Here is a 15,374-nt window from a genome sequence, read left to right on the forward strand (position 1 = left end):
CGCGGTGGCGCGGGGGCGTGTTCCAGACCGGTTTCAGGCGCATCCCGCCGCGCGTCTGATCGGACCGGATGGAGCGCTGGGTGAAGGGGCAGGCGGAGCAGCGGGGCCCATCGTCCAGGTGCCGGACGGGGGGGCCGCGCTTATCGACCCTGCCCGGTGCGCCGATGCGGTGCGGGCGGCGCTGGCGCAAGGGGCGGCCGGTCTGCCGTTCCGGGTGGGGGCCCTTGACCTGCCCGCGCCCGCGCCGGGGCGGCGCCCGGTGTTCGAGGCGCTGACCTCGGGCACGACGGGGGTGCCGCGGCGCATCCGGCGGACGCAGCGATCCTGGTGCGCGAGTTTCGCGGTCAATGCGGGGCTGTTCGGGATCGGGCCGGGGCAGCGAGTGGCCGTGCTGGGGCGGATGGTTCATTCGCTGTCGCTCTACGGGGCGCTGGAGGGCGCCTGTCTGGGGGCGGAGGTGCATCTGCTGGCGGGGCTGCGCCCGGATGGGCAGCGCGCCGCGCTGGCCGCGCGGGGGGTGGAGGTGCTGTATGCCACGCCCGCGCAGTTGCGGCTTGTGGTCGAGGCGGGGGGGGGTGCCTTGCCCGGCTTGCGTCTGGTGCTGGTGGGCGGGGCGAAGCTGGACACGGCGCTGCGGGCGGCGCTGGCTGTGCTGGCCCCCCAAGCGGAGGTGCGCGAGTTCTACGGCGCGGCGGAGGCGAGTTTCGTGACGCTGGCCGATCCTGCATCGCGGCCCGATGGGGTGGGGCGGCCCTATCCCGGCGTGCGGCTGGAGGTGCGGGCCGCGGATGGCACGGTGTTGGGGCCGGGGGGCGTGGGCGAGATCTGGGTGAAGTCGCCCTATCTCTGCGACCGCTATGGTGACCGCAGGGGGACGGCGCCGCTGAAACGGCGGGGCTGGCTGTCGGTGGGCGAGATGGGCTGGATGGAGGGGGGGGAGTTGCATCTGGCGGGCCGTCTGGGCCGGATGGTCACGGTGGCCGATCAGAACGTCTTTCCCGAAGAGATCGAGCGGATACTGCTGGAATGTCCCGGCGTGCGGCGGGTGGCGGTGGTGCCGCGGGCGGATGCGTTGCGGGGGCATGTTCTGGTGGCGGTGGTTCAGGGGGATCCGGCGCAAGAGGCGGCGATCCTGCGGGCGGCGCGGGCGCGGCTTGGGCCGCTCAAGGCGCCGCGCGCGCTGATCTGGCGCGATGACTGGCCCGAGACGGCTTCGGGCAAGGCCGATCTTGTGCGGATCGCGTCGGAGGCGGGGCTGTGACGCGGCGGGGGCGCGGACTGGTGCCGTCTTTTGGGTATTTGGGCCAAGATGAAGCGGCTTGGTCAGGGATGGGGGCAGGCGGATGCAGGCCTTCGTGATCGCGGCGCGGCGGACGGCGGTGATGCCGCGCGGGGGTGCGTTTCGCGCCCTGTCGCTGGAGGCGCTGGCGGCGCCGGTGGTGGGTGCGCTTCTGGCCGATGCGGGGCTGGCGCCGGAGGCGGTGGATGAGGTCATCCTATCCAACGTGCTTGGGCCGGGCGGCAATCCGGCGCGGCGCGTGGCGCTGGCGGCAGGCCTGCCCGAGCGTGTGGCAGGCCTGAGCATCGACCGCCAATGCGCGGGCGGCCTTGATGCGATCCTGCTGGCGCGGGCCATGGTGATGGCGGGGCTGGCCGAGGTGGTGGTGGCGGGCGGGGCGGAGAGTTATTCGCAGCGGCCCGAGCGGCGGATGCCCGGGGCAGCCGCGCCTTATGACGAGGCGCCCTTCACGCCCTGGCCCGACCGCGACCCCGGCATGGCCGAAGCGGCAGCGGCGCTGGCGGTGCGGTTGGGGATCGGGCGGGACCGGCAGGACGCCTGGGCGGTGCAGAGCCATGCCAAGGCGCGGGCGGCCGATCTCGCGGGCAATCTGGCGGGCGAGATCGTGCCGGTGGCGGGGGCCATGCGCGACGGGTTCACCCGCGATCTGACGCCCGCGCTGGCGGCACGGGCGCCCGTGGTGGCAGGCAGCGTGACGGCGGCCAATGCCGCGGTGGCGGCGGATGGAGCGGCGCTGGTGCTGGTGGTGTCCGAGCGGGTGGCGGGGCGGGTGGCGGGGCGCGCGCTGCGGATCGCGGGTGGGGTGACGCTGGGCGGCGTGCCGTGGGAGCCGGGGCTGGCCCCGGTGGCGGCCATCGGGCGGGTTCTGGCGGGGGCCGGGCGACGGGCGGCCGATCTGGCGCGGGCCGAGGTGATGGAGGCCTATGCGGTGCAGGCCATCGCCTGCGTGGAGGGGGCGGGGCTGGATCCGGCGCGGGTGAACCTTGGCGGCGGGGCCTTGGCGCGTGGGCACCCCGTGGGGGCCTCGGGCGCGGTGCTGGCGGTGCGGCTTTTTGCCGATCTGGACAGGGGCGCGGGCCTTGCCGCGATCGCGGCGGCGGGCGGGATCGGGACGGCGCTGCTGCTGGAGGCGTGACCGCCGTCAGCGGCGGAAGGGGGCGGGCAGGCCAAAGGCCGCGGCGGCGCTGCCGTTGCGCAGGGCGTGGATCCAGCGTTCCTCCAGCGCCAGTTTCGCGCGGGCGGGGGTGAGGCCGGCCTCCCATATCTCGGGCGGCAGGCAGACGAGCCCGTCATCATCGCCAAGGATCAGATCGCCGGGTTGGATCGTGACCCCGCCGAAGCGGACCGGGCCAAGGACGGCGCCAAGGTCGGCGCCCTTCGGTCCGCGTGGTGTGATGTGGCGGGAAAACACTGCAAAATCATCCCATCGGCCAAGTGTGCCGGTATCGCGCACGGCGCCATCCACGATCACGCCCGCCACACCCTTGGCCCGCAGATGGCCCGACAGGATGTCGCCGATCATGGCATGGTCGGCATGGCCCGCGGCGGCGATCACCAGCACCTCGCCCGGCCCGATCAGATCAAGCGCGTGCAGCACCGCGCCGAAATCGGGGGCGGCGCACTCCACCGTGACGGCGCGGCCCATCAGGCGCGGCTGCTGGCCTGCCGGGCGCAGGGGGCGGATGGCGGGGTCGATCTGCTGCGCGCCCGGCACGGTATCCACGGCGATGGCGACAGGGATATCGGCCCAACCTGACAGGTCGGGCGCAGGAGGGAGGCCGGGGCGGTGCAGGGTGACGGGCATGATCTGGCCTTTACAGATGGGTCTTGAGGCAGTGGCCGAGCGCCTTGATCCCGGCGCGGATACGGTCTTCGGACGGGGCGGAGAAATTGATGCGCGCGTGGTTGGGGCGCGGCGTGGTGGCAAAGAAGGTGCCGCCCGGAACATAGGCGACGCGCGCCTCGGGCAGGGCGTGATCGCGCATGAAGGCGGTGGCGTCGAAGCCTTCGGGAAAGCGCGCCCAGGTGAAGAGGCCGCCTTCGGGATCGGTCACCGTCACCTCTTGCGGGAAGTGGTGGCGGATGGCGTCGAGCATGACCTCTTTCTTGTGGCGATAGGCGGTGCGCAGGGTGGCGATGTGGGCGGCAAGGTCATGGCGGTCCAAAAACAGGCTGGCTGCGGCCATGTTCAGGGTGGAGGTTTGGGTATCGGCCGCAACCTTCAGAAGCCCCATCTTTTCCAAGAGGTGCGGCGCGGCAACGGCCCAGCCAAGGCGCAGGGCGGGAACGAGGATCTTGGAGAAACTGCCCAGATGGATGACGCGGCCTTGGGTGTCGAGGCTCTTGAGTGTGGGCAGGGTGTCACCTGCGAAGCGGATGTGGCGGTAGGGCGTATCCTCGATCACGATCAGATCGTGGCGGTTGGCGAGGTCGATCAGCCGGTGCCGCCGGGGCAGCGACAGGGTGACGCCGGTGGGGTTCTGGAAATCAGGCACGGTGTAGAGCATCCGCGCCTGCGGCGTGGCGGCGAGGGTGGCCTCGAGCGCGTCGATATCCATCCCGTCGCCGTCCACGGGGATGGCGGCATAGCGCGGCTGGCTGGGGGCGAAGGCGATCAGCGCGCCGAGGAAGGTGGGGTCTTCGACGATGATCACATCGCCGGGGTTCACGAACATTCGGGCTGCGAAATCAAGCCCTTGCTGGGATCCTTGCAGGATCAGCACATCCTCGGCGGCGCAGGGGGTGCCGTCCTGCGTCATCAGGGCGGCGATCTGGGCGCGCAGGCGGGGCAGGCCGTCTGACGGGGCGTATTGCAGGGGATCGCCCGACGGATCACGCAGCAGGTCGCGGAAGATGCCCTCAAGCGCGGCGCGGGGGAAGAGGGTGGCGTCGGGATAGCCGCCGCCGAAGGAGGTGATGGCGGGATCGGCCCCGAGCGCGAGCAGATCGCGGATGGCAGAAGGCTGGACGGTGTTCATCCGTTGGGCAAAGCGGGGGGGTGCGGGCGGGGTCATGATGACAGGTGACACCGGAATGTCAGCGGGTGCAAGGGTTTGCGCGGGGTGCGGGGGGGTGCGGGGGGGGCGGTGGCCCCCCCCGCGCTGCCAGGAATGTGGGCCTTTTCCTTTTGCCGTGCGTCCCCTATCCCTTGCTGCCGAAGGTTAGGGTTGGGAGGCGGCGGATGATCCCGGTGGTCGGATATGCGGGCCGGAAGGTGGCGGTGCTGGGTTTGGGCCGGTCTGGGCTGGCCACGGCGCGGGCCTTGCAGGCCGGAGGGGCGGAGGCGCTGTTGTGGGATGACAGCCCCGAGGCGCGCGCCAAGGCCGAGGCGGAGGGGTTCCCCACAGTTGACCTGACGCGCCACGGCGCGTTGGAAGGCGTGGCGGTGCTGGTGGTTTCCCCTGGGATTCCAAGCCTTTACCCCGCGCCGCATCGGATCATCGCGCGGGCCTATGGGTTGGGTATCCCGGTTGACAATGACATCGGGCTGTTCTTCCGCAGCTTTGCCACGAAGGATTGGGACGGGTTCGACAGCACGCCGCGGGTGGTGGCGGTGACGGGATCGAACGGCAAGTCCACGACGACCGCGCTGATCCGCCACATTCTGGCCGAGGCCGGGCGGCCGGTGCAGATGGCGGGCAATATCGGGCGGGGGGTTCTGGACCTTGACCCCGCGCAGGATGGGCAGGTGGTGGTGCTGGAACTGTCGTCATACCAGACGGAGCTTGCCCGTGCGCTGACCCCGGATGTTGCTGTTTTCACGAACCTTTCCCCCGATCATCTGGACCGTCACGGCGGCATGGGCGGCTATTTCGCGGCCAAGCGGCGGCTGTTTGCCGAAGGTGGGCCGGACCGGGCGGTGATCGGGGTGGACGAGGGGGAGGGCCGCTATCTGGCCGATCAGCTGAGCGGCGGGCCGGAGGATGACCGGGTGATCCGGGTGTCTTCGGGAACGAAGCTGGAAGGGTTCGGCTGGGCCGTGTTCGCGCGCAAGGGGTTCTTGGCCGAATGGCGCAAGGGGCGGCAGGTGGCAAGCATAGACCTGAGGGAAATCAGTGGCTTGCCCGGTGCGCACAACCATCAGAACGCCTGCTGCGCCTATGCGGCCTGCCGCACGCTGGGGCTGGGGCCGCGGGAGATCGAGGGGGCGCTGCGGTCTTTTGCCGGGTTGCCGCATCGCAGCCAATTGGTGGCGGAGCGGGGCGGGGTGCGGTTTGTGAATGACAGCAAGGCCACGAATGTGGATTCGGCGGCCAAGGCGCTGCAAGCCTTTGAAAAGATACGCTGGATCGCGGGCGGCATGGGCAAGGAGGGCGGCATCGCCGCGCTGGCGCCGCATCTGGGATCGGTGGTGAAGGCCTATCTGATCGGCCATTCGGCGCGGGAATTCGCCTTGCAGATCGGCGACTTGCCGCACGAGATCTGCGAGACGATGGAGCGCGCGGTGGCGCGCGCGGCAGAAGAGGCGGAGCCCGGTGAGGTGGTGCTTTTGGCGCCGGCGGCGGCGAGTTTTGACCAGTATCCGAACTTTGAGAAACGGGGTGAGGATTTCACCGCGCGGGTTCGGGAAGTTCTTGGCCAAGTGGCTGCGGACGCTGGATAAATCATTGGAATGACCGGTTTTTGGGGTGTGCAGGACCGGGTGCAGGATCGCGTGCAGACAGGCGTGCATACGCGCGGGGGCCTTACGCGCCGTTAAGGTTAACGGGGTGGTAAGGGGTGGCGTGAGTCGCTTTGGGGGGAGGCTGCCGGGCGGTGGCATGATGGGGAAAGCCGTCCTGCGGCGGTGAGGGCCGGACGCCGCGTTGCGATCCCTTTCCGCCCCGGATGACCGCCGCCCGACTGTGCATCGGTGGCCGTCGGGCGCGGTAGCCCGTGCCTTTCTTAGGACGACATTCGGATTAACCTTGGTGGCGATCGGGTGGGTTCGCGAAGATCGGGCCGACTCCGGTCGTTAAAAGACCTGCGACGCAGCCGAAGGAAACGCGCCGGACCGTGACCAGAGGGATCACGATGGACTTTGAGAGCCGCATCAGGAAGGAAACGGAGCTTCTTCGCCCCATCGACCTGCGCGACATGCCCAAACGTCTGGGCATGTCGGGGTTCTTTCTGGCCGTCATCTTTCTTGTCGGTCATGTTGAGGCCGCGATTGGCTGTCTGATTGCGATTGTCGTTTTTGAGACGATCTCCGCCTTTCTGCACCGTAAGGAATTGATCTGGCCGGTGCAGGTGCCGCTTTGGGTGATCGTGCTGCACTGGGGCGTGAATGCCTTGAGCACGTTCAATTACATGATCCCGGCCATGGTGATGACACGACATCCCGATCTGGCCGTCGTCGCGCTTGGCCTGATCTGGACCTGCGGGGTTTTCATCCACATCGCCAATGCTTTCGCGAAGATGCCGCTTTTCGTGGCGACGCTGTCGATCCCCGTTCTGATTGCCACAGGAATCGTGATCTGGTCGATCGCCCATAACGAGGTTGAGCCGGCGGGGCCAAGCGGGCTGATCCTGCTGGTCATCGCCTTTGTTCTGTACAGCTACAACATCGCGGAAAACCTATTCAAACAGTCGCGCGCCGATGCCGCCCTGTCTGCGGCGCTGGAGGAATCGAAGGGCCGGTTGCGGGACCTTGAGGCAGCGCGGGCGCAGCTGATCAATGCGGTGGAAGGGTTGAATGACGGGTTTGTCTATTTCGACAGCGAGGATCGTCTGGTTCTGGCAAATCGCAGGTTTCGCGAGCTTTATCATCTGAGTGCCGATGCGATCGTGACCGGCGCGCGGTTCGAGGACATCCTGCGCGATGGGCTGGCCAAGCGGCAGTTTCCCGATGCGATCGGGCGCGAGGAGGCCTGGCTGGAAGAACAGATGAGTGTTCCGGCATCCCGCAAGGTGGTGCGGCAGACGCTTTGCGATGGCACCGTGTTGCAGGTCATGGAACGGCGCACCTCGGATGGGGGGCGCGTGGGCCTGCGCGTGGATGTGACGGAGATCACCCAGGCGCGCGAGGCTGCCGAAGCCGCCAGCCGCGCCAAATCCGAGTTCCTCGCCAATATGAGCCATGAGATCCGCACGCCGCTGAACGGGGTTCTCGGCATGGCGGACCTTCTGGCGCAGAGCAACCTCGACGATCAGCAGCGGTCCATGCTGACGGTCATCCGCAACTCTGGCTGGAGCTTGTTGACGCTGCTGAACGACATCCTTGATCTGTCGCGCGTCGAATCCGGCAAGATGGAACTGGAAAGCCGGAGTTTTGACCTCAGGACCGCGACGGACCGGCTGGAGGCCCTGCACGGCCCGGCTGCGGCGGCGAAGGGCATATCCTTTGACATTTTCCATTCTTCCAACGGGATTTACGCGCGGGTCGGGGATGAAACGCGCGTCGTGCAGGTGCTGCATAACCTTGTCGGCAATGCGATCAAGTTCACCGAAAGCGGATCGGTGCGGCTGAAGGTGCGGGCCAACCTGCCGGATCGTGTGGTGTTCGAGGTGTCGGATACGGGGATCGGGATGACAGAGGCGCAGGTTGCGCGCATCTTTGCGTCCTTCGAGCAGGCCGATGCGAGCACGGCGCGCCGGTTTGGCGGCAGCGGGCTGGGCATGACGATCGTGCGGCGGCTGGTCGATCTGATGCAGGGCGAGATCACGGTGGACAGCGAGCCCGGACGGGGCACGCTGATCGTGGTGAGCCTGCGCCTTGTGGTCGATGATGCGGCGGCGGGCTTGTCGGCGCGGTCCTGATCGCTTGCCTTGCCGCGTTTCTGCGGCCAAGTGTCGGGCGGTTGGGAAAGGGCTGTGAGATGGGCAAGGTGCAGACCATGCGGGTGGATCGGCTGCTGTCGTCGATGGGTTATGGGTCGCGCACCGAGATGGCGCGGCTGGCCAAGGCGGGCGGGATCGTGCTGGATGGTGCGGTGCTGGCGGATGTGAGCCTGCGCATCGCGGTGACGCCGGACCTGCCGCAACGGATGCGGGTCGAGGATGAGGCGCTTGATCCGGTGGCGGGGATGGTGATCCTGCTGAACAAGCCGCTGGGGATGACCTGTTCGCACAAGGAGGCCGGGCCGCTGGTCTACGACATCCTGCCTGCGCGCTGGCGGCGGCGGGATCCGGCGATTTCGACGGTGGGGCGGCTGGACAAGCAGACATCGGGGCTGCTCTTGATGACCGATGACGGGGCGCTGTTGCATCGCATCATCAGCCCCAAGCGCCATGTGCGGAAGGTCTATAGCGCGCGGCTGGCGCGGCCCCTGACGGGGCGGGAGGGGGAGGTGTTCGCCTCGGGCCGGTTGATGCTGGAGGGGGAGGAGAAGCCGCTTGCCCCCGCGCAACTGGAGGTAGTGTCGGCGACGGAGGCGCTGCTGACGGTGACGGAGGGGCGGTATCATCAGGTGCGCCGTATGTTTGCGGCGGTGGGCAACCATGTGGAGGCCCTGCACCGCGAGGCTTTGGGCGGGCTGCGCCTGCCCGAGGGGATGGCGCCCGGCGCGTGGCGGGTGCTGAGCGAGGCGGAGATCGGCGCGATCTTTGACTGAGTCAGGGGCGCGTGCGGGCGGGCGCGGCGCGGGTGTGTTGATCGCGTTGTGACTGCGGGGGCGCGGTGTCTGCGGGGGGGCGGTGCGGGAGGGGCGCGGGGTCCTTGCCCGGCGGATCGGCGGCGGAACCCGGATGGCGCGGCAGAACCCGCGGCAGGTGGTTTCGGTCCTTGTCACGCGGGGCGGGACGGTTCTTTGGCGGGGGTGCCGGTGATGGCGCGCGCCGCCGCAGGGGATGCGGTGGCGCGCGGCAAGGATGGGCCGGTCAGGCGAGGTATTTCGCGAACCAGGCCAGCGTGCGATCCCAGGCCAGCTTGGCGGCGGCCTCGTCGTAGCGGGGGGTGCTGTCATTGTGGAAGCCGTGGTTCACGCCGGGGTAGATATGCGCCTCGTAGGTTTTTCCGGCGGCTTTCAGCGCGGCCTCGTAGGCGGGCCAGCCTTCGTTGATGCGGGTGTCAAGCTCGGCGTAATGCAGAAGGATGGGCGCAGTGATGCGGGCCACGTCTTCGGCCGCCGCCTGCCGCCCGTAGAAGGGGACGGCGCAGGCGAGATCGGGGAAGGCGACGGCGGCGGCGTTGGAGACCCCGCCGCCGTAGCAGAAGCCGGTGATGCCCACCTTGCCCGTGGTGCGGCTGTCGGTCTTGAGAAAGTCGATCGCGGCGAAGAAATCGTTCATCAGCTTTTCGGGATCGACCTGCGCTTGCAGTTCGCGGCCCTTCTCGTCGTTCCCCGGATAGCCGCCCATGGAGGTGAGCCCATCGGGGGCGAGCGCGATGTAGCCTGCCTTGGCGACGCGGCGGGCGACATCCTCGATATAGGGGTTGAGGCCGCGGTTTTCGTGCACGACCACGACGGCGGGGCGGGGATCGGTGAGGGCGACACCTTCCACGGCGGGGCGGACGAGGTAGCCGCGCACCGTGCCATGGCCATCGGGCGAGGGATAGGTGATGTATTCGGGCAGGATATCGGGATCGGTGAAGTCGATCTGGGAGGCCAGCGCGTAATCGGGCGACAGGACCGACAGGAGGGCGGCGGCGGTGAGCCCGCCTACGGCGAACTTGCCCGCGCGGTCGAGGAACTCGCGCTTGGTGATCCGGCCATGGGCGTAGAAATCGTAGAGTTCGAGAAGTTCGGGGGAGAAGTCGCGGGCGGTCAGGCGGGGTGTGGGGGTGGGTGCGGTCATCGGGGGGCTCCTCTGGCGGTTTCAGAATGAGAATAGTCCGGGTCCGTGGCGGCGGGCGCGGCGGGGCGTTCACCTATGCGTGAGGGAAGGGGCGCGCCGCAGGTCGGCCGCGCGTGCCGCGCGCCCGGCTGCGGCGCTGGGCGCGGGGGAGGGGCGGGGGGCGAAAAGCCCTTGGGGGCCTTGCCCCCACGCCGCCGGTGGCGGCTTCCCCCAGGGTATTTTTTGCCAAGATGAAGGGGGGGTTAGGGGAGGGATCTGGGCCGAATCGGACGCACATCGGGTGAGTCGCGCGGCGAGGTTTGCGCTGGATTGATTCGGGGAGTTGGGCTAGACTCACCCCCAAGCCCGGGAAACGGGCATGAGCAGTGCAGGCGACAGGCGAATATCCATGACTGAGATGGTCTATGGTTCCATGCCCTCACGGGTGACGGAGCCGGTTCTTCCGCGTTGGTGGCGAACGATCGACAAGTGGTCGATGACCTGTATCATGGTGCTGTTCGGCATCGGGCTTCTCTTGGGATTGGCGGCGAGTGTGCCGCTGGCGAGCCGCAATGGCCTTGAGCCGTTTCACTATGTGCAGCGGCAGGCCTTCTTTGGCGGGCTGGCGCTGGCGGCGATGGTGGGCGTGTCGATGATGACGCCCGCGATGGTGCGGCGGATCGGGGTGCTGGGCTTTGGGCTGGCCTTTGTCGCGATGCTGCTCTTGCCGTTTTTCGGGACGGATTTCGGCAAGGGGGCGGTGCGGTGGTTCAGCCTTGGCTTTGCATCCTTCCAGCCTTCGGAATTCCTCAAACCCGGTTTCGTGGTTGTCGTGGCCTGGCTGATGGCGGCGAGTTTCGATCTGAACGGACCGCCGGGCAAGACGGTGAGCTTTGCCATCGCGCTGGTGGTGGTGGGGCTTCTGGCCCTGCAGCCGGATTTCGGGCAGGCGGCGCTGGTGCTGTTTGGCTGGGGCGTGATCTATTTCGTGGCGGGCGCGCCAATGACGCTGATTGCCGTGGTGGTGGGGATGGTCGCGGTGGGGGGCTTTGCCGCCTATGAGAGCAGCGAGCATTTCGCGCGCCGGATCGACGGGTTCCTGACGCCGGACATCGACCCGCGCACGCAGCTGGGATACGCCACCAACGCCATCCAGGAGGGCGGGTTCTTCGGCGTGGGCGTGGGTGCGGGGCAGGTGAAATGGTCGCTGCCCGATGCGCATACCGATTTCATCATCGCGGTCGCGGCAGAGGAATATGGGCTGATCCTCGTCCTTGTGATCATTGCGCTTTATACCACGGTCGTCGTGCGGTCGCTGATGCGGCTGACGAAGGAGCGCGACCCGTTCATCCGGCTGGCGGGGACGGGGCTGGCCTGCATCTTCGGCGTGCAGGCGATGATCAACATGGGGGTGGCGGTGCGGCTGCTGCCCGCGAAGGGGATGACGCTGCCTTTCGTCAGCTATGGTGGGTCTTCGGTCATCGCGGCGGGGATCACGGTAGGGGCGCTGTTGGCGATGACGCGGGCGCGGCCGCAGGGGCAGATGGGCGATATCTTCGGGCGCGGGGGGCGCTGATGGGGGGCAAGCCGCTGCTTCTGATCGCTGCGGGGGGGACGGGGGGGCACATGTTCCCCGCGCAGGCGCTGGCCGAGGCGATGGTGCGGCGGGGCTGGCGGGTGAAGCTGTCCACGGATGCGCGGGGCGCGCGCTATGCGGGCGGGTTCCCCCATGTCGTGCAGGTGGAGGAGGTGGCGAGCGCCACCTTTGCCCGTGGGGGCGCGGCGGCGAAGGCCATGGTGCCGTTCCGGATCTTGGGCGGTGTGCTGTCGGCGGTGGCGGGCATGTTGCGCGACCGGCCGGCGGTGGTGGTGGGCTTTGGCGGCTATCCCACGATCCCCGCGTTGGCGGCGGCCTGGCTGCTGCGGCGGCCGCGGATGATCCATGAGCAGAACGGGGTGCTGGGGCGGGTGAACCGCGTCTTTGCGCGGCGGGTGGACCGGGTGGCCTGCGGGACATGGCCCACCGCGCTGCCTGAGGGTGTGGCGGGCCTCCATACGGGAAATCCGGTGCGGGCGGCGGTGCTGGAGCGGGCGGCGGCGGGGTACATCCCGCCGGGGGATTATCCCATGAGCCTTTTGGTGATCGGCGGGTCGCAGGGGGCGCGGGTTCTGTCGGATGTGGTGCCCGATGCGGTGGCGCGGTTGCCCGAGGGGGTGCGGCGCCATCTGCGGGTGGCGCATCAGGCGCGCGAGGAGGATATGGCGCGGGTGGTTGCGGCCTATGAGGCGGCGGGGATCGTGGCGGAGGTGCAACCCTTCTTTCGGGACATTCCCGCGCGGCTGGCGGAGGCGCAGCTGGTGGTCAGCCGGTCGGGTGCGTCGTCGGTTGCCGATATCAGCGTGATCGGGCGGCCTGCCATCCTGATCCCCTTTGCCGCGGCGACGGGGGATCACCAGACGGCCAACGCGCGGGGGCTGGTTGACGCCGGGGCCGCCGTGGTGATGCCGGAAAACCTGCTTGACCCCGACGGGCTGGCCGCGCAATTGGGGGCCGTACTGACGCAGCCCGACCGGGCCGTGGCGATGGCGCAGCATGCGCTGGGGCAGGGGCGCCCCGATGCGACCGAGCGGCTGGTGGCGCTGGTCGAGGAACTGGCGAAGGGGAAAACAGCATGAACGCGGCGACGAAGCTTCCGGGGGAGCTGGGCCCCATCCATTTCGTGGGGATCGGCGGGATCGGGATGTCGGGGATTGCCGAGGTGCTGATGACGCTGGGCTATCCGGTGCAGGGATCGGATGCCAAGGCCAGCAAGATCACCGACCGGCTGGTATCGCTGGGGGCGGTGTTCTTCGAGGGGCAGCGGGCCGAGAATATCGGCGAGGCGGCGGTGGTGGTGATTTCTTCCGCCATCAAGAAGGGCAACCCGGAGCTGGAAGAGGCGCGGCGGCGCAAGCTGCCGGTGGTGCGGCGGGCCGAGATGCTGGCCGAGTTGATGCGGCTGAAGTCGAATATCGCGATTGCCGGGACGCATGGGAAGACGACCACCACGACGATGGTGGCGACGCTTCTGGACAAGGGCGGGTTCGATCCGACGGTGATCAACGGGGGCGTGATCCATGCCTATGGATCCAACGCCCGGGCCGGGGCGGGCGAGTGGATGGTTGTGGAGGCCGATGAAAGCGACGGGTCCTTCAACAAGCTGCCCGCGACGATTGCCATCGTGACGAATATCGACCCCGAGCATATGGAGCATTGGGGATCGTTCGATGCGCTGCGGAAGGGGTTTCTCGATTTCGTGTCGAACATCCCGTTCTACGGGCTGGCCGTCTGCTGCACGGATCACCCGGAGGTGCAGGCCTTGGTGGGGCGCGTCACGGATCGGCGGATCGTGACCTTCGGGTTCAACGCGCAGGCGGATGTGCGGGCGGTCAATCTGACTTATCGGAATGGAACGGCGATGTTCGACGTTCTCCTTCAGAATGAAGGGGAGGGCGTGATGATCGAGGGCTGCACGCTGCCGATGCCGGGGGATCACAACGTATCGAATGCGCTGTCGGCGATTGCAGTGGCGCGGCATCTGGGGATGAAGAAGGACGAGATCCGCGAGGCGCTGGCGGGCTTTGGCGGGGTGAACCGGCGGTTCACCCGGGTGGGTGAGGTGAATGGCGTGACCATCATCGACGATTACGGCCATCACCCGGTGGAGATTGCGGCGGTGCTGAAGGCGGCGCGGCAAGCGGTGGCGGGGACGCCCGGCGCGCGGATCATCGCGGTGCATCAGCCGCATCGCTACACGCGGCTGTCGAACCTGTTCGAGGAGTTCTGCACCTGCTTCAACGAGGCGGATGTGGTGGCGATTGCCGATGTCTATGCGGCGGGCGAGGATCCCATTCCGGGGGCAAGCCGGGATGATCTGATTTCGGGGCTGATCGCGCATGGCCATCGCCATGCCCGGGGGATCACGGATGAAGGTGATCTGGCGCGGCTGGTGAAGGAACAGGCGCGGCCCGGCGACATGGTGGTCTGTCTGGGGGCTGGCACGATCAGCGCCTGGGCGAACAACCTGCCCGGTCGGCTGATGGGGGCGGCGGCGTGAGCGGGGCGCTGATCAGCGCCTGCCTCTGGCTGATCGCGGCCAATGTGGCGGCGATGATCCCGAGCCGGGATCATCACTGGCGGCGGGCCTTCGTGCTGATCGCGGTGGGGATCCCGATCCTTGGCTGGGTGACGTGGGAGGCCGGGCCGATCTGGGGTATGGTGCTTTTGGCGGCAGGGGCGAGCGTGCTGCGCTGGCCGGTGATCTATTTCGTGCGCTGGTTGCGGCGCAAGGTGATGGAACCGGCGGAATAGGGGCAGGGCCGCCACGGGCTGTATCGGATGTGCTGGGGGGGGGGTGCGGGCGGCTACGAAGCGTGCATGTTGCGCGACCTTCCCCATCCCCGTGGCACCCTGACCCTGCATCGCCCGCTGGCCGATCTGACATGGCTACGCGTGGGCGGGCCGGCGGATGCGCTGTTCCAGCCAGCGGACGAGGCCGATCTGGCGGCCTTCCTGCGCGACCTTGACCCTGCGGTGACGGTGTTTCCGATGGGGGTCGGGTCGAACCTGATCGTGCGGGATGGCGGCATCCGGGCGGTGGTGATCCGGCTGGGGCGGGGGTTCAACGGGATTTCGGTTGAAGCGGACCGGGTCACGGCGGGGGCGGCGGCGCTGGATGCGCATGTGGCTCGGAAGGCGGCCGAAGCCGGGCTGGACCTGACGTTTTTGCGCACTATTCCCGGCAGCATCGGCGGGGCGGTGCGGATGAATGCGGGCTGTTACGGGTCTTATGTGGCCGATCACCTGATCTCGGTCCGGGCGGTGACGGGGGCGGGGGATGTGGTGGTGATCCCTGCGGCGGATCTGGATCTGCGCTATCGGCAATCGACGCTGCCCGAGGGCTGGGTGATCATCGAGGCCAGCTTCCGCGCCGGGCCGGGCGAGCCTGCCGCGCTGGAGGCGAAGATGGCCGAGCAGATCGCCAAGCGTGATGCGAGCCAGCCCACCAAGGAACGCAGCGCGGGGTCCACCTTCCGCAACCCGTTGGGGCGGTCGTCCACGGGGCGGGCGGATGATACGCATGAATTGAAGGCCTGGAAGGTGATCGACGACGCGGGCATGCGCGGCGCGCGGCGGGGCGGCGCGCAGATGAGCGAGATGCATTCTAATTTCCTGATCAATGCGGGCGGCGCGACGGCGGCCGATCTGGAAGGATTGGGCGAAGAGGTGCGAAAAAGGGTTTTCCAACACAGCGGGATCACGCTAGAATGGGAAATCATGCGCGTCGGCGAAGCGACGGCTGAATAACAAGAAAAATCCGGGCGCAAGACCCGGGGTTCG

The 15,374-nt window shown here is 68.4% G+C and carries 13 protein-coding genes; 10 read left to right on the plus strand and 3 right to left on the minus strand.

Annotated features, from left to right (window positions below):
- The first annotated feature begins 4 nt into the window (after window positions 1-4).
- A complete protein-coding gene (locus GU920_RS10970) occupies window positions 5-1,261 on the plus strand; it encodes an AMP-binding protein (RefSeq protein WP_161767049.1) in 1,257 nt (418 codons plus the stop codon).
- 82 nt (window positions 1,262-1,343) lie between these two features.
- A complete protein-coding gene (locus GU920_RS10975) occupies window positions 1,344-2,435 on the plus strand; it encodes a thiolase family protein (RefSeq protein ID WP_161767050.1) in 1,092 nt (363 codons plus the stop codon).
- Window positions 2,436-2,441: 6 nt separating this feature from the next.
- Here GU920_RS10975 and GU920_RS10980 read toward each other — a convergent pair whose 3' ends face one another.
- A complete protein-coding gene (locus GU920_RS10980) occupies window positions 2,442-3,104 on the minus strand; it encodes an RraA family protein (RefSeq protein ID WP_161767051.1) in 663 nt (220 codons plus the stop codon).
- 10 nt (window positions 3,105-3,114) lie between these two features.
- Window positions 3,115-4,278, minus strand: coding sequence for an aminotransferase-like domain-containing protein (locus GU920_RS10985; protein ID WP_161767363.1), 1,164 nt, complete (start codon window positions 4,276-4,278; stop codon window positions 3,115-3,117).
- Window positions 4,279-4,481: 203 nt separating this feature from the next.
- On the opposite strand from GU920_RS10985, the gene murD reads away from it, so the two are divergent.
- The 3 genes from murD to GU920_RS11000 all read left to right on the plus strand — a co-directional run bounded on the left by murD (window position 4,482) and on the right by GU920_RS11000 (window position 8,832).
- Window positions 4,482-5,903: a UDP-N-acetylmuramoyl-L-alanine--D-glutamate ligase gene (gene murD, locus GU920_RS10990; RefSeq protein ID WP_161767052.1), complete on the plus strand. Its 1,422-nt coding sequence runs from the start codon at window positions 4,482-4,484 to the stop codon at window positions 5,901-5,903.
- 410 nt (window positions 5,904-6,313) lie between these two features.
- Window positions 6,314-8,038 (plus strand): sensor histidine kinase, encoded by a 1,725-nt coding sequence (locus tag GU920_RS10995; protein WP_235933233.1) that lies wholly within the window; start codon window positions 6,314-6,316, stop codon window positions 8,036-8,038.
- Window positions 8,039-8,097: 59 nt separating this feature from the next.
- Entirely contained in the window at window positions 8,098-8,832 is a 735-nt protein-coding gene (locus GU920_RS11000; protein ID WP_161767054.1) for a 16S rRNA pseudouridine(516) synthase, read from the plus strand.
- Window positions 8,833-9,097: 265 nt separating this feature from the next.
- On the opposite strand, the gene yghX is transcribed toward GU920_RS11000, so the two are convergent.
- Window positions 9,098-10,015 (minus strand): YghX family hydrolase, encoded by a 918-nt coding sequence (gene yghX / locus GU920_RS11005; protein ID WP_161767055.1) that lies wholly within the window; start codon window positions 10,013-10,015, stop codon window positions 9,098-9,100.
- A 388-nt stretch (window positions 10,016-10,403) separates the two neighbouring features.
- Here yghX and GU920_RS11010 point away from each other — a divergent pair, with 388 nt between their 5' ends.
- The 5 genes from GU920_RS11010 to murB all read left to right on the plus strand — a co-directional run bounded on the left by GU920_RS11010 (window position 10,404) and on the right by murB (window position 15,341).
- Complete coding sequence (locus tag GU920_RS11010) at window positions 10,404-11,570, plus strand: peptidoglycan glycosyltransferase FtsW (protein WP_161767056.1); 1,167 nt, start codon at window positions 10,404-10,406, stop codon at window positions 11,568-11,570.
- The gene (locus tag GU920_RS11015; RefSeq protein ID WP_161767057.1) at window positions 11,570-12,670 is read left to right on the plus strand and encodes a UDP-N-acetylglucosamine--N-acetylmuramyl-(pentapeptide) pyrophosphoryl-undecaprenol N-acetylglucosamine transferase; all 1,101 of its coding nucleotides are present in this window, start codon (window positions 11,570-11,572) and stop codon (window positions 12,668-12,670) included. Before GU920_RS11010 ends, GU920_RS11015 begins: the two co-directional genes overlap by 1 nt.
- Entirely contained in the window at window positions 12,667-14,091 is a 1,425-nt protein-coding gene (gene murC, locus GU920_RS11020; protein ID WP_161767058.1) for a UDP-N-acetylmuramate--L-alanine ligase, read from the plus strand. Before GU920_RS11015 ends, murC begins: the two co-directional genes overlap by 4 nt.
- Window positions 14,088-14,345: a DUF2484 family protein gene (locus GU920_RS11025; RefSeq protein ID WP_161767059.1), complete on the plus strand. Its 258-nt coding sequence runs from the start codon at window positions 14,088-14,090 to the stop codon at window positions 14,343-14,345. Before murC ends, GU920_RS11025 begins: the two co-directional genes overlap by 4 nt.
- A gap of 66 nt (window positions 14,346-14,411) precedes the next feature.
- The gene (gene murB / locus GU920_RS11030) at window positions 14,412-15,341 is read left to right on the plus strand and encodes a UDP-N-acetylmuramate dehydrogenase (RefSeq protein ID WP_161767060.1); all 930 of its coding nucleotides are present in this window, start codon (window positions 14,412-14,414) and stop codon (window positions 15,339-15,341) included.
- Window positions 15,342-15,374: the final 33 nt, after the last annotated feature.

The sequence above is a fragment of the Paragemmobacter ruber genome, assembly GCF_009908315.1.
In the GTDB taxonomy this organism is placed as follows: Bacteria; Pseudomonadota; Alphaproteobacteria; order Rhodobacterales; family Rhodobacteraceae; genus Paragemmobacter; species Paragemmobacter ruber.